The 13,114-nt window shown below is 39.7% G+C and carries 8 protein-coding genes; all 8 read left to right on the top strand.

The annotated features are described in order from the left end of the window. Nucleotides 1-313 precede the first annotated feature (313 nt). The 8 genes from rpsL (at nucleotide 314) to KV696_RS07235 (ending at nucleotide 13,047) form a co-directional block, all read left to right on the top strand. On the top strand, nucleotides 314-727 hold the full coding sequence (rpsL, locus tag KV696_RS07270) for a 30S ribosomal protein S12 (protein ID WP_001142332.1): 414 nt from the start codon (nucleotides 314-316) through the stop codon (nucleotides 725-727). 19 nt (nucleotides 728-746) lie between these two features. Continuing rightward, nucleotides 747-1,217 (top strand): 30S ribosomal protein S7, encoded by a 471-nt coding sequence (gene rpsG, locus KV696_RS07265; protein WP_000087873.1) that lies wholly within the window; start codon nucleotides 747-749, stop codon nucleotides 1,215-1,217. Between the two features lie 394 nt (nucleotides 1,218-1,611). Next, nucleotides 1,612-3,693 carry an elongation factor G gene (fusA, locus tag KV696_RS07260; RefSeq protein ID WP_050242575.1) on the top strand — a complete coding sequence of 694 codons (2,082 nt, stop codon included), beginning with the start codon at nucleotides 1,612-1,614 and terminating at the stop codon, nucleotides 3,691-3,693. Between the two features lie 103 nt (nucleotides 3,694-3,796). Then, nucleotides 3,797-8,188: a PolC-type DNA polymerase III gene (locus KV696_RS07255; RefSeq protein ID WP_219967251.1), complete on the top strand. Its 4,392-nt coding sequence runs from the start codon at nucleotides 3,797-3,799 to the stop codon at nucleotides 8,186-8,188. An 87-nt stretch (nucleotides 8,189-8,275) separates the two neighbouring features. Further along, entirely contained in the window at nucleotides 8,276-8,800 is a 525-nt protein-coding gene (locus tag KV696_RS07250) for a DnaA ATPase domain-containing protein (protein ID WP_219967250.1), read from the top strand. A gap of 107 nt (nucleotides 8,801-8,907) precedes the next feature. Next, nucleotides 8,908-9,858 carry a helix-turn-helix transcriptional regulator gene (locus KV696_RS07245; protein WP_219967249.1) on the top strand — a complete coding sequence of 317 codons (951 nt, stop codon included), beginning with the start codon at nucleotides 8,908-8,910 and terminating at the stop codon, nucleotides 9,856-9,858. 7 nt (nucleotides 9,859-9,865) lie between these two features. Continuing rightward, complete coding sequence (locus KV696_RS07240; protein WP_219967248.1) at nucleotides 9,866-11,194, top strand: DUF262 domain-containing protein; 1,329 nt, start codon at nucleotides 9,866-9,868, stop codon at nucleotides 11,192-11,194. After that, entirely contained in the window at nucleotides 11,188-13,047 is a 1,860-nt protein-coding gene (locus KV696_RS07235) for a DUF262 domain-containing protein (protein ID WP_219967247.1), read from the top strand. The genes KV696_RS07240 and KV696_RS07235 overlap by 7 nt, the downstream gene beginning before the upstream one ends. The last annotated feature ends 67 nt before the right edge of the window (nucleotides 13,048-13,114 follow it).

The following is a 13,114-nucleotide window of genomic DNA, read 5'->3' as shown; positions in this document are numbered from 1 at the left end:
AGTAGACCTCATTTCTAACTCAAACGTCTCACACTTAATTCCACCATAAAAATCCGTTTTAGACTAATTTCCACTTTGGTCAGGTGAGTGGAAGTTACTTTGAGAAGTTAGCAGAGCTAAAATTAAGAATAAAAAAAGAAAAATATCTTGACAACCAAGGGAAAATTTTGTTACAATAATAGACGGTACTTTTTACTTTTGGTCTCTCAAGAGTGTACAGGGACGTGCTGACAAATGTTGCAAAAGTACACACAGATGATAGCTGTCACCAAGTGTATCATCACCAAAAATAAAAAAACACAGGAGAATGTAGATGCCTACAATTAACCAATTGGTTCGCAAACCGCGTAAATCAAAAGTAGAAAAATCTAAATCACCAGCTTTGAACGTTGGTTACAACAGTCATAAAAAAGTTCAAACAAACGTTTCTTCACCACAAAAACGTGGTGTTGCAACTCGTGTTGGAACAATGACACCTAAAAAACCTAACTCAGCCCTTCGTAAATTTGCTCGTGTACGTTTGAGCAACCTTATCGAAGTTACTGCCTACATCCCAGGTATCGGACACAACTTGCAAGAGCACAGCGTGGTGCTTCTTCGTGGTGGACGTGTAAAAGACCTTCCAGGGGTACGTTACCATATCGTCCGTGGTGCACTTGATACTGCAGGTGTTAACGATCGTAAACAAGGCCGTTCTAAATACGGTACTAAACGTCCAAAAGCATAAGGAAAGGGGATAAAGAGAAATGAGTCGTAAAAATAGAGCTCCAAAACGTGACGTATTGCCAGATCCGCTTTACAATTCACAACTAGTTACTCGTCTTATCAACCGCGTTATGCTTGACGGTAAACGTGGTACTGCTGCTTCAATCGTTTATGGTGCTTTTGAGCAAATCAAAGAAGCTACTGGCAACGATGCACTTGAAGTATTTGAAACAGCTATGGAAAACATCATGCCTGTACTTGAAGTACGTGCACGCCGTGTTGGTGGTTCTAACTACCAAGTCCCAGTTGAAGTTCGTCCAGAACGTCGTACAACACTTGGACTTCGTTGGTTGGTAACAATCGCTCGTCTTCGTGGTGAACACACAATGCAAGACCGTCTTGCAAAAGAAATCTTGGATGCTGCTAACAACACTGGTGCAGCAGTTAAGAAACGTGAAGACACTCACCGTATGGCTGAAGCTAACCGTGCATTCGCACACTTCCGTTGGTAAGATAGGATGCGAAAGCGTTAAGAAAGTCCCAGAGAAAATAGGGAATCAAAGCAGGTTGCGATTGCAACCAATGAGATTCATCTTTTTCTCCAGACTTTTAGCTTGAGCTCAACTATATCATGATGCTAGGAACGGTAAGGATGCAAGATGAAAATAGGAAACTGACGCAGTATTCGACGAATACAAGGAAGTTTATCTTTTTCACACAGCATCCCGTTCCGGCTCAAATCGGCTAATTAACTTTAGCCCGAGTTCGATTCAATTTGTAAATCTACAAGTTGAAACCAACAATAGCATGAAAACATTTAGAACGGGTAGGTCCTGCCTATCCGTTTTTATTAAAATCGTGTTATAATAGAATAGAAATCAAAAATAAATAGGAGAAACAAACCTCATGGCACGCGAATTTTCACTTGAAAAAACTCGTAATATCGGTATCATGGCTCACGTCGATGCTGGTAAAACAACAACTACTGAGCGTATTCTTTACTACACTGGTAAAATCCACAAAATCGGTGAAACTCACGAAGGTGCGTCACAAATGGACTGGATGGAGCAAGAGCAAGAGCGTGGTATCACTATCACATCTGCTGCGACAACAGCTCAATGGAACAACCACCGCGTAAACATCATCGACACACCAGGACACGTGGACTTCACAATCGAAGTACAACGTTCTCTTCGTGTATTGGATGGTGCGGTTACCGTTCTTGACTCACAATCAGGTGTTGAGCCTCAAACTGAAACAGTTTGGCGTCAAGCAACTGAGTATGGAGTTCCACGTATCGTATTTGCCAACAAAATGGACAAAATCGGTGCTGACTTCCTATACTCTGTAAGCACACTTCACGATCGTCTTCAAGCAAACGCACACCCAATTCAATTGCCAATCGGTTCTGAAGATGATTTCCGTGGAATCATCGACTTGATCAAGATGAAAGCTGAAATCTATACTAACGACCTTGGTACAGATATCCTTGAAGAAGACATCCCAGCTGAATACCTTGACCAAGCTCAAGAATACCGTGAAAAATTGATCGAAGCAGTTGCTGAAACTGACGAAGAATTGATGATGAAATACCTCGAAGGTGAAGAAATCACTAACGAAGAATTGAAAGCTGGTATCCGTAAAGCGACTATCAACGTTGAATTCTTCCCAGTATTGTGTGGTTCTGCCTTCAAGAACAAAGGTGTTCAATTGATGCTTGATGCGGTTATCGACTACCTTCCAAGCCCACTTGACATCCCAGCAATAAAAGGTGTTAACCCAGATACAGACGCTGAAGAAACTCGTCCAGCATCTGATGATGAGCCATTTGCAGCTCTTGCTTTCAAGATCATGACTGACCCATTCGTAGGTCGTTTGACATTCTTCCGTGTTTACTCAGGTGTGCTTCAATCAGGTTCTTACGTATTAAACACTTCTAAAGGTAAACGTGAACGTATCGGACGTATCCTTCAAATGCACGCTAACAGCCGTCAAGAAATCGACACTGTTTACTCAGGTGATATCGCTGCTGCCGTTGGTTTGAAAGATACTACAACTGGTGACTCATTGACAGATGAAAAAGCTAAAATCATCCTTGAGTCAATCAACGTTCCAGAACCAGTTATCCAATTGATGGTTGAGCCAAAATCTAAAGCTGACCAAGATAAGATGGGTATCGCCCTTCAAAAATTGGCTGAAGAAGATCCAACATTCCGCGTTGAAACAAACGTTGAAACTGGAGAAACAGTTATCTCAGGTATGGGTGAGCTTCACCTTGACGTCCTTGTTGACCGTATGCGTCGTGAGTTCAAAGTTGAAGCAAACGTAGGTGCTCCTCAAGTATCTTACCGTGAAACATTCCGCGCTTCTACTCAAGCACGTGGATTCTTCAAACGTCAGTCTGGTGGTAAAGGTCAATTCGGTGATGTATGGATTGAATTTACTCCAAACGAAGAAGGTAAAGGATTCGAATTCGAAAACGCAATCGTCGGTGGTGTGGTTCCTCGTGAATTTATCCCAGCGGTTGAAAAAGGTTTGGTAGAATCTATGGCTAACGGTGTTCTTGCAGGTTACCCAATGGTTGACGTTAAAGCTAAGCTTTACGATGGTTCATACCACGATGTCGACTCATCTGAAACTGCCTTCAAGATCGCGGCTTCACTTGCCCTTAAAGAAGCTGCTAAATCAGCACAACCAGCTATCCTTGAGCCAATGATGCTTGTAACAATCACTGTTCCAGAAGAAAACCTTGGTGATGTTATGGGGCACGTAACTGCTCGTCGTGGACGTGTAGATGGTATGGAAGCACATGGTAACAGCCAAATCGTTCGTGCTTACGTTCCACTTGCTGAAATGTTCGGTTACGCAACAGTTCTTCGTTCTGCATCTCAAGGACGTGGTACATTTATGATGGTATTTGACCACTACGAAGATGTACCTAAGTCAGTACAAGAAGAAATCATTAAGAAAAACAAAGGTGAAGACTAATCAGTCCTCACTCTAGAAGGAAGTCACTTAGTGGCTTCCTTTTGTCTTTAGAAAACACCTCTAAGTATGGTAAAATAGTAGGAGAATAATGTGAGGAAAATGAATGTCAAATAGTTTTGAAATTTTGATGAATCAACTGGGGATGCCTTCTGAAATGAGACAGGCTCCTGCTTTAGCACAGGCTGATATTGAGCGAGTTGTGGTTCATAAAATTAGTAAGGTATGGGAGTTTCATTTCGTATTTTCTAATATTTTACCGATTGAAATCTTTTTAGAATTAAAGAAAGGTTTGAGCGAAGAATTTTCTAAGACAGGAAATAAAGCTGTTTTCGAAATCAAGGCTCTGTCTCAAGAATTTTCAAATCAACTCTTGCAGGCCTATTATAGAGAGGCTTTTTCTGAGGGGCCATGTGCTAGTCAAGGTTTTAAGTCACTTTATCAAAATTTGCAAGTTCGTGCGGAGGGGAACCAACTCTTTATTGAAGGTTCCGAGGCGATTGATAAGGAACACTTTAAGAAGAATCATCTTCCTAATTTAGCTAAACAACTTGAAAAGTTTGGTTTTCCAACTTTTAATTGTCAAGTAGAGAAAAATGATGTGTTGACCCAAGAGCAGGAAGAGGCCTTCCATGCTGAAAATGAGCAGATTGTTCAAGCGGCCAATGAGGAAGCGCTCCGTGCTATGGAACAACTAGAACAGATGGCACCTCCTCCAGCGGAAGAGAAACCATCCTTTGATTTTCAAGCTAAAAAAGCTGCAGCTAAACCGAAGCTGGATAAGGCAGAGATTACTCCTATGATCGAAGTGACGACGGAGGAAAATCGTCTGGTCTTTGAAGGTGTTGTGTTTGATGTGGAGCAAAAAGTGACCAGAACAGGGCGTGTTTTGATCAACTTTAAAATGACAGACTACACTTCCAGTTTTTCTATGCAAAAGTGGGTTAAGAACGAGGAAGAGGCTCAGAAATTTGATCTAATTAAGAAAAATTCTTGGCTCCGAGTTCGTGGGAATGTGGAGATGAATAACTTCACACGCGATTTGACTATGAACGTGCAGGATGTGCAGGAAGTTGTTCACTATGAGCGGAAGGATTTGATGCCAGAAGGTGAGCGTCGGGTTGAGTTTCACGCTCATACTAACATGTCGACTATGGATGCTCTACCCGAGGTAGAAGAGATCGTTGCGACAGCTGCTAAGTGGGGACACAAGGCGGTTGCCATAACGGACCATGGGAATGTCCAGTCTTTCCCACATGGCTATAAGGCGGCTAAGAAAGCGGGAATTCAGCTAATCTATGGAATGGAAGCCAATATCGTGGAGGATCGTGTCCCTATCGTCTACAATGAAGTGGAGATGGACTTGTCCGAAGCAACCTATGTGGTCTTTGACGTGGAAACGACGGGGCTTTCAGCTATCTATAATGACTTGATTCAGGTTGCGGCTTCTAAGATGTACAAGGGGAATGTTATTGCTGAATTTGATGAATTTATCAATCCTGGGCATCCCTTGTCAGCTTTTACTACTGAGTTGACTGGAATTACAGATGATCACGTCAAAAATGCCAAACCACTGGAACAAGTGCTACAGGAATTCCAAGAATTCTGCAAGGATACAGTCTTAGTTGCCCATAATGCTACCTTTGACGTTGGCTTTATGAATGCCAATTATGAGCGTCATGGTCTGCCAAAGATTAGTCAGCCAGTTATTGATACACTTGAGTTTGCTAGAAATCTCTATCCTGAGTATAAACGTCATGGTTTGGGGCCTTTAACTAAGCGTTTTGGTGTGGCTTTGGAACATCACCACATGGCCAACTACGATGCGGAAGCTACTGGTCGTCTGCTCTTTATTTTTATCAAAGAAGTAGCAGAAAAACATGGTGTGACCGATCTAGCTAGACTTAACATTGATTTGATTAGTCCAGATTCTTATAAAAAAGCTCGGATCAAGCATGCGACCATCTATGTCAAGAATCAGGTGGGTCTAAAAAATATCTTTAAGCTGGTTTCTTTATCCAATACCAAGTACTTTGAAGGGGTGCCACGGATTCCGAGAACGGTTTTAGATGCCCATCGGGAAGGTTTGATTTTAGGCTCAGCCTGTTCTGAAGGTGAAGTTTTTGATGCAGTCGTTTCCCAAGGTGTGGATGCGGCGGTTGAGGTGGCCAAGTATTATGACTTTATCGAGGTCATGCCACCAGCTATCTACGCTCCCTTGATTGCTAAGGAGCAGGTCAAGGATATGGAAGAACTACAGACCATTATCAAAAGTTTGATAGAGGTTGGAGATCGTCTTGGTAAGCCTGTTCTGGCTACGGGAAATGTCCACTATATCGAACCTGAAGAAGAGATTTACCGTGAAATTATCGTCCGTAGTTTGGGACAGGGGGCAATGATTAACCGAACTATAGGTCATGGGGAACATGCTCAACCTGCTCCTCTTCCAAAAGCTCATTTTAGAACAACTAATGAGATGTTGGATGAATTTGCCTTCTTGGGAGAGGAATTAGCTCGGAAATTGGTTATTGAAAACACCAATGCCTTGGCAGAAATCTTTGAACCCGTTGAGGTTGTTAAGGGTGACTTATACACGCCTTTCATCGACAAGGCTGAAGAAACAGTTGCTGAGTTGACATATAAGAAAGCTTTTGAGATTTATGGAAATCCGCTGCCAGATATTGTTGATTTGCGGATTGAAAAAGAATTAACTTCTATTCTGGGGAATGGATTTGCTGTGATTTATCTGGCTTCCCAGATGCTGGTACAACGTTCCAATGAACGGGGCTACTTAGTTGGTTCTCGTGGGTCTGTTGGATCTAGTTTCGTTGCGACCATGATTGGGATTACAGAGGTCAATCCTCTTTCTCCTCACTATGTCTGTGGTCAGTGTCAGTACAGTGAATTTATCACCGATGGTTCTTACGGTTCAGGATTTGATATGCCCAATAAGGACTGTCCAAACTGTGGTCATAAACTCAGCAAAAACGGACAGGATATTCCTTTCGAGACCTTCCTTGGTTTTGATGGGGATAAGGTTCCTGATATTGACTTGAACTTCTCGGGAGAAGACCAGCCTAGCGCCCACTTGGATGTGCGTGATATCTTTGGTGAGGAATATGCCTTCCGTGCAGGAACGGTTGGTACGGTGGCTGCCAAGACTGCCTATGGCTTTGTCAAGGGTTACGAGCGAGATTATGGGAAGTTTTATCGTGATGCAGAGGTGGAACGTCTTGCTCAAGGCGCTGCCGGTGTCAAGCGTACAACAGGACAACACCCCGGGGGAATCGTTGTTATTCCTAACTACATGGATGTCTATGATTTTACGCCTGTCCAGTATCCAGCAGATGACGTGACGGCTGAATGGCAAACGACCCACTTTAACTTCCACGATATCGATGAGAACGTCCTCAAACTCGATGTACTGGGACATGATGATCCGACCATGATTCGGAAACTTCAAGATTTATCTGGGATTGACCCTAATGAAATTCCTATGGATGACGAAGGCGTGATGGCTCTCTTTTCAGGGACAGATGTTTTAGGTGTAACACCTGAACAAATAGGAACAGCGACGGGTATGTTGGGCATTCCAGAGTTTGGAACCAACTTTGTACGTGGGATGGTAGACGAGACGCATCCGACGACTTTTGCGGAGTTGCTGCAGTTGTCTGGTCTGTCCCACGGTACTGACGTATGGTTGGGGAATGCTCAAGATCTGATTAAGCAAGGAATTGCGGATCTATCGACTGTTATCGGTTGTCGGGACGACATTATGGTTTACCTCATGCATGCGGGTCTGGAACCTAAGATGGCCTTTACCATTATGGAACGGGTACGTAAGGGCTTGTGGCTGAAGATTTCAGAAGAGGAGCGCAATGGCTATATCGAAGCCATGAAGGCTAATAAGGTGCCAGAGTGGTATATCGAATCTTGTGGGAAAATCAAGTATATGTTCCCTAAGGCCCATGCGGCAGCCTACGTTATGATGGCCTTGCGCGTGGCCTACTTCAAGGTTCACCATCCCATTTATTATTACTGTGCTTACTTCTCCATTCGTGCTAAGGCTTTTGATATCAAGACCATGGGTGCGGGCTTGGATGCCATCAAACGCAGAATGGAAGAAATCTCTGAAAAACGGAAGAACAATGAAGCCTCTAATGTGGAAATTGATCTTTATACAACTCTTGAGATTGTCAATGAGATGTGGGAACGTGGTTTCAAGTTTGGTAAACTCGATCTCTACCGCAGTCAGGCGACAGAGTTCCTTATCGATGGGGATACCCTCATCCCGCCATTTGTAGCAATGGATGGTCTGGGAGAGAACGTTGCCAAGCAACTGGTGCGAGCGCGTGAAGAGGGAGAATTCCTCTCTAAAACAGAATTGCGCAAGCGTGGAGGGCTTTCATCAACCTTGGTTGAAAAGATGGACGAAATGGGCATCCTCGGCAATATGCCAGAGGATAACCAGTTGAGTTTGTTTGATGAATTGTTTTAAAAAATTGCTTATTTTGATCAAGTGGACAAAATATGTCCACTTGATTTGTTATAATTCTCTTAAAAATAATAGAAAAGAGAGTATAATATGGTGAATCAAGAAATTTTAAATTCTAATGTGTCAATTGAAGAGGAAATTTATAATTTTGAAAAAGGCTTGAAAGATGATGGGAATGATTGGACCGGATTCCCACAAATAGACTTAAAAGAAGATTCTCAATGTATTTACATTTGCGGTATTTCAGAGACTGATAGATGGCATTTGTTTTATTATACGTTAACTAAAATAAAACCTGTTACTCCAATAGCATCACTTGCATATTATCGAGTGAGAGATAATTTGATTTTTTCTAAACATAGTCAATGGATGAAACTGCAAATGGGGTATACAGAGTATGATTTGATTTTTCTGGATGGAGTTCAATTTTTGGGAGAGGCTGATCAAAGGGTACAGGAATACTGGATGCAGCAATTCAAAGAGAATAAGAAAAGAAGCAAACTCTTCATTGTATATTCAGACTGCTTACCCGAAGACTTAAAAAATATGCCAGAATCCGTAGTTGAGTTCTTCGAATCTGGCATAGTGGTACAGTTGAAATCATCTAAGGGCTAGTTTATTTTGCTTTAATTGTTTTGAATATAAAGTGCTAGTTATACTATAGAAGTGATAATAATGTACTGGAAATAATATTGTTTGAATAATATGTAGAAGGACTGCAAATGAATGATCAAGAGAGACTGCTAACGATCTTTTTACGCTTACAGTTTGGGACTCAGTTAGGAAAAAAGCAATTGGCTCAGGAATTTGAGGTTAGTGAAAAGACGATACAGAGAGATTTTTCTCTACTTCGTGATATTTTATCTAGTAATACCAGTTATAGTGGAGATTTGCTTTATAACCGTAAGACGAATAAGTATTGTTTAGCAAGTAAGTCAGTTTTTAATAAAAAGGATATTCTCGTTATTTCAAAGATTTTATTGGAAAATCGAGCACTGAACAGACCAGAAATTGCTAGCTTACTAACTAATTTACTGGTCTTGGTTCCCCGTGCTGATCAGAAAGAAATTGAGCAGATCATTGGCAGCGAAAAGCTTAACTATGCTCCCTTAACGGATCAACAAAATAGAATAGAGAAAATATGGAATTTATCAGAAGCTATTTTGCATGAACAGGTTCTAGATATTGTCTATCAAAAACCTTATTCTGAGTCTTCTAAGAGGCAGACTGTTTTACCAGTCTCTCTTTACTATGATAGTCATTATTTCTATCTGGTTGTTTACCAGTTGAAACATGCCATTTATATTACTTTAAGAGTAGACCGTATCCAGTCATGGTCTCTTAGTGGTATAGAGAAACCCTCTATTTCTTATCGAGATAAATTTAGAGATGGCGACATTCGTAACGAGAGAGTGGATGCTTTTATCGGGAAGAAAATCAGTATTGAAATCGAGTACTTGTATGATCCGACTATTGTGATGGATCAATTTCCAAATGCAAAAATAGTTGGGAAAAATGGCGATTGGACTCATTTTCAGTTTGAAAGTCAGCATACACCGGGTCTTAAACGCTGGTTGCTGGGACAAGGGGAAGCAGTTACTGTTTTATCTCCCCGGATTTTAGTAGAGGATATGAAGCAAACAGTTCAAGAAATGATAGATAAATATAGATGAGGATAAAATGACTATTCAATTTACTTCTAAAAAGGTTGGAGAACTATTGAAAAAAGGGAATTTGCGGATTCCTTCTTATCAAAGACCATATAAATGGAACAGAAAACATATCCGTAATCTTTTTTATGATTTACGAGATGCTATGGGGAAAAAGGAATATCAGATTGGTTCCGTTATCTTGCATGAAAATGATGAAAATGATGGAAATGATAGGTACTTAGATATTGTCGATGGACAGCAACGGCTAATTTCTATTTCCTTGTTTCTTCATTTATTAGATGATTTAGAGAATTATAAGGGTGCTAATCAACTACTGAGTGCTGAATTTGGAGAGCTATCTTGCTATCATGCGAGTGAAAATTATAATGAGTGGGAAAATTTGACTCAATTGGTTGGCGAAAATCAGGCAAAAGATATTTGTAACTTTTTATTAGAGAATTGTGCTGTCTCTGTGATTATTATGCCCAAAAAACGATTATCAGAGGCTTTTCAGCTATTTGATTCTCAGAATAATCGTGGAAAACCTTTAGAACCTCATGATTTGCTCAAAGCCTATCATCTCCGCAAGGAAGATTCAGAAGATGAAAAGATTGTTGAAAAGTGGGAGCAATTTGTAGAAGATAAAGATTTAAGTCTCAAAGAGTTGTTTGATAAACATCTTTTCCGTATGAGACGTTGGTCTCGAGGAGATACAGGATTGACAAACAAGCGTTATGGATCTTATCTCCGTTTTACAGAGGATTTTATTGACGATTTTAAAGGCGTTGATTTGAATCAGAACTTTCCATACTTAGAATTGTATCGTCATATTGAAAATCTCCCCATGTCCATTACTATGCCAATCATTGATGGAAGTAAATTTTTTGAGTATATTGAATCTGCTCATGAAACTGTTAAAAATCATAAAGATTTTTTAAATGAACAGTTAGGAATATCTAATGAGTCAGAGGAGGAAGGACAAAATTTAGCTTACCCAGAAGGTATGTTAAACATTTACAGTAGCTCAAAAGGACGCTATCTTAAATGTCACAATATATTCCTAAATATTTGCTCGCTTTTCGCAGATAGATTTGGAAAAGAGGAGCTATCAAAGGAGATAGTAGAGACCTTGTTTATTTGGTCTTACTACCCTCGAGTTAAGTCTAAAGCCATATATGATGCAACTGTTGGGAACTATGCCGCTGGTGGAAGGTTTAGACAAAAAGAGGTTCAAAAGCTATTTCAACTTTTATCTCATGCTGTCACTCCGAATGATTTCATGGTCAAGATAGATAGAGAATTATTTGAAAATTATACTGTGGATAAGATTATAGAAGAGGAAAAAGATAAATGGTAGAAACACATATAAGCTTATCAGTTAATCGTTTGTTAAATGAAGATACCTATGCCATTCCTCTTTATCAGAGAAATTTTGCTTGGACTTATGATGAAATTGAGCAGCTATTGAACGACGTAGCAGATGCTTTTCAAGAAAATAGAGACAATTACTATATTGGAACATTAGTCGTTAATAAAGAGAATGACATTGTCAAAATCATAGATGGGCAACAACGGACAACAGCCCTTAATTTGATTGCCTTAGCTTTGAAGCATGAGTTTGGTTTTGATAGATTGAAAGCTGTCAATCTTACCTTCCCAGCTCGGAAGAAATCAAATAAGAATATTCAAGATCTATTTGCCAAGAAAAAAATTTTAGAGGGCGATGAAAATGAGCTGACTAGAGGTTACGGACATGCTAGAGACGCATTGAAAAAAGTGCTAGAGGAGCGCCGTCTTGATCCTCAGTCTTTCGTTGATTATCTTTTTGAGAAGGTTATCATTTTTCGGAGTATACTTCCTGAAGATTTAGATTTGAATCTTTATTTCGAACGTTTCAACTCTCGAGGAGAACAACTAGAGGCTCATGAGATTCTCAAGGCACAAATGATGGCTAAGTTCGGTGAAGATCAAGAAATGGCACAAAGATTTGCGAGAATTTGGGATGCCTGTGCAGAATTTGATAAGCCGGTAATAAAAACTTTTCAAATCCGAAGTAGACCAGACAATACTGATGAAGAGGGGGAGAAAATTTTTGGTAAAGAATCTACTAACTTCAAATTGGAAAGTGTATTTGAGAAAATAAGAGTAAAAAAAATTGAGCAACGAAGTTTACTAGATGCAATTACTCAGACAAAATATGAAAGTAGTAGTTTAGTAAATAATGGAACAGATATTTCAAATTATACGACTGTAATTGATTTTCCAACATTTTTACTTCAAGTTTTTTTCATCATGGAAGGAAATGATGAAACTACATTTGATGATAAAAAATTATTGAAAATTTTTGAAATTGAACGACGAGATAGAGAATGGGTCCAACAATTTGGGCAACTACTTCTGACTATGAAGCATATATTTGATACGTTTATCGTAAAAAATGTCCAATTAGAAAATGAAACCGAATGGCAAATCAAACGAGGTCAGTATGAGACATATCAACGAAATGAAAATAGAGGACGGAAATATGTTCGAATTAATTATCAAAACAATACCTTTGACAATTTAAACAAAAACATTATCCTCCTTCAATCCATGTTTGCTGTGACCTTTACTGCCAATCGTGATAGTCGTTGGTTATATGAAATCTTGCAATTCTTGTTTAACCATATTGAAGAGTTAAATCAAGTAGAATTTGCTAGTCAGTTTAAGGATTTTCTTGAAAAAATGGCAGTGAGATATGCTGAGGAAAGATTGTTCACCGAAGATAAAAGTATCAAAAAATATGGGGCAATTCCCGTTTATGCTTTTAACTTTGTAGATTATGTTTTATGGCAAAATCGTGCCGAATTAGAGAAAGAGTACAAGGATATTAATTTTGATAATTTCAAATTTGCATATCGTCGCTCCATAGAGCATTGGTATCCTCAGAATCCAAATGGACATGATGGAGAGAGCCAATTACCTGCTGAGTTTTTACATTCCTTTGGCAATCTTTGTATCATTACCGATAGTCAGAACTCCAGGTTTGGCAACTCCTATCCAGAGGCTAAATTAGAGCAATGGGAAAGAGAAGGGATATTCCATCGTCAGAGTTTAAAATTACAGATGATGGCAAAGATAACTTCTAAAAACAATAGATGGGATATTTGTGAGATTCAATCTATGGAAAAAGAAGTCGAAAGATATGTACACAATTTTTGTAATAGCTAATTAAAACAAGCTTCAGTAAGCTTGTTTTTTAAATTACCAATATATGTGATATACTAGTAAGGGAAGA

This window comes from Streptococcus humanilactis (assembly GCF_019448275.1).
In the GTDB taxonomy this organism is placed as follows: Bacteria; Bacillota; Bacilli; order Lactobacillales; family Streptococcaceae; genus Streptococcus; species Streptococcus humanilactis.
The sequence above is the reverse complement of the archived record's forward strand: the minus strand, read 5'-3'. Positions and strand labels throughout refer to the sequence as shown.

Bases quoted from the DNA above. Each gene is read 5' to 3' on its own strand.
- rpsG (WP_000087873.1), top strand. From the start codon at position 747: ATGAGTCGTAAAAATAGAGCTCCAAAACGTGACGTATTGCCAGATCCG.
- KV696_RS07255 (WP_219967251.1), top strand. From the start codon at position 3,797: ATGTCAAATAGTTTTGAAATTTTGATGAATCAACTGGGGATGCCTTCT.
- KV696_RS07245 (WP_219967249.1), top strand. From the start codon at position 8,908: ATGAATGATCAAGAGAGACTGCTAACGATCTTTTTACGCTTACAGTTT.
- KV696_RS07250 (WP_219967250.1), top strand. From the start codon at position 8,276: ATGGTGAATCAAGAAATTTTAAATTCTAATGTGTCAATTGAAGAGGAA.
- rpsL (WP_001142332.1), top strand. From the start codon at position 314: ATGCCTACAATTAACCAATTGGTTCGCAAACCGCGTAAATCAAAAGTA.
- fusA (WP_050242575.1), top strand. From the start codon at position 1,612: ATGGCACGCGAATTTTCACTTGAAAAAACTCGTAATATCGGTATCATG.
- KV696_RS07235 (WP_219967247.1), top strand. From the start codon at position 11,188: ATGGTAGAAACACATATAAGCTTATCAGTTAATCGTTTGTTAAATGAA.
- KV696_RS07240 (WP_219967248.1), top strand. From the start codon at position 9,866: ATGACTATTCAATTTACTTCTAAAAAGGTTGGAGAACTATTGAAAAAA.